This is a genomic window from Porphyromonas sp. CAG:1061 (assembly GCF_000435035.1).
In the GTDB taxonomy this organism is placed as follows: domain Bacteria; phylum Bacteroidota; class Bacteroidia; order Bacteroidales; family Porphyromonadaceae; genus Porphyromonas_A; species Porphyromonas_A somerae.
In genome coordinates, this window is sequence record NZ_HF988895.1 from 1 (window position 1) to 2,134 (window position 2,134).

The 2,134-nt window shown below is 50.6% G+C and carries 1 protein-coding gene; it reads right to left on the bottom strand.

The genetic code is table 11. The features are described 5' to 3' along the window. Positions 1–193: 193 nt before the first annotated feature. On the bottom strand, positions 194–2,134 hold a 1,941-nt coding region (infB, locus tag QVO39_RS03310; RefSeq protein ID WP_288171716.1), incomplete at its 5' end, for a translation initiation factor IF-2.

Below are 2,134 nucleotides of genomic sequence, written 5' to 3' on the forward strand. Positions count from 1 at the left end.
GACATAAAACCGCTCCTATAACCCCTCAGGATAGCTATCCCAAGAAGCAATAGGAGCGTAATATCCAACCAATGCATATCTTTCGATTTCTCTAGTTGTCCACTTCTGAGCTAGTATGTTACTTGCTCGTAAAAAGATAGATGAGGAGTGCTCAGTGCGCCTCCCTCATGTGGAGAGAGGAGCGACCTCTGTATTAGGAGAGCTTACGCTCTACCTCCATCTCCTCGTAGGCCTCAATGATATCTCCGACCTGTACGTCGTTGTAATTCTCTATATTAAGTCCGCACTCTAGGCCAGCGACCACCTCCTTAGCATCGTCTTTGAAGCGCTTGAGCGACCCGAGGGCTCCAGTGTGTACCACCACACCATCGCGAATTACACGCACCTTATCGGTACGAGACACCTTGCCCTCCACCACATAGCATCCGGCAATGGTACCCACCTTGGATACCTTGAAGGTCTCACGCACCTCAATATTGGCAGTGACACGCTCCTTGATCTCAGGCGAAAGCATACCCTCCATAGCGGTGGTGACATCATCAATCGCATCGTAGATGATAGAGTAGGTACGGATCTCTACCCCCTCAGCCTCAGCTAGCTTCTTAGCCCCTTGTGCAGGACGCACCTGGAACCCGATGATGATAGCGTCTGAAGCCGAAGCGAGGATCACATCACTCTCTGAGATCTGTCCGATGCCCTTGTGAATGACATTCACCTTGATCTCATCGGTAGAGAGCTTCACAATAGAGTCCGAAAGTGCCTCTACCGAACCATCCATATCACCCTTGACGATGATATTGAGCTCCTGGACATTACCCTCGGCAATACGACGGCTCAGGTCCATTAGCGATGGCAAGTGCTGCGTCCGCTCTCTCTGCTCACGTTTGAGCTGACTACGGCGAGTAGCTATCTCCCTAGCTTCCTGCTCGGTATCTAGCACATTCATGATCTCACCCGCCTGCGTAGCGCCATTGAGTCCGAGCACCTTTACTGGCTCAGCAGGCCCCACCGACTCTACATTCTTTCCACGCTCATTAAAGAGTGCCTTGACCCTACCAAAGTTGGAACCAGCCAAGATATGATCCCCCACATGGAGAGTTCCCTCTTGTACCAGCACCTTGGTGGTGTAGCCACGGCCTTGCTCCATAGTACTCTCCAGCACCGAAGCGACCGCCTTCTTATTTGGATTGGCCTTAAGGTCCATCATCTCCGCCTCAAGCAATACCTTTTCGAGTAGCTCTTGGATACCGATATTCTTCTTTGCAGAAATCTCTTGGCTCTGATACTTACCACCCCAATCCTCTACGAGGTAATTGAGATTGGCCAACTCCTCCTTTATCTTATCTGGATTGGCGTGTGGCTTATCAATCTTATTGATGGCAAAAATGATTGGAGTACCAGCGAGTGATGCGTGGCTCAAAGCCTCCTTTGTCTGTGGCATCACACCATCATCCGCTGCCACTACGATGATCACGATATCGGTTACCTTGGCACCTCTCGCACGCATGGCGGTAAAGGCCTCGTGCCCTGGAGTATCTAGCAGGGTAATCTTGCGACCATCCTCGAGGGTAACGCTATACGCACCGATGTGCTGCGTAATTCCTCCCGCCTCCGTCTTAATCACGTCGGCATTGCGGATAGCATCCAGTAGAGACGTCTTACCATGGTCTACGTGACCCATCACCGTTACGATCGGAGCACGTGGCTTCAGATCCTCCTCAGAGTCCTCTTCCGTCTCAATCATATCCAGCACCTGAGCCTCTACGTACTCAGGTGTATATCCATACTCATCAAGGATGAGGTCAATGGTATCCTTCTCTAGTCGCTGATTGATAGAGACCATCATACCAAGGTTGAAGCAGAGCATGATGATATCATTAACAGGGATATCGATCATCTGTGCCAAGTCATTGGCGGTTACATACTCAGTGAGTTGTAGCGTCTTATCCTCTTGTAGTGCCTGCTCCTCAGCATCTATCTCACGACGGTGTGCTTCGCGCTTCTCCTTACGATACTTAGCAGCTTGGTTGGTAGACTTACGTCGTCCACCTTGGATAGCCGCCATTGTTTCCCTGATCTGCTTCTGGATATCCTCCTGTGTAATCTCAGGCTTCTCCTCTTGCTTAGCTTTGCG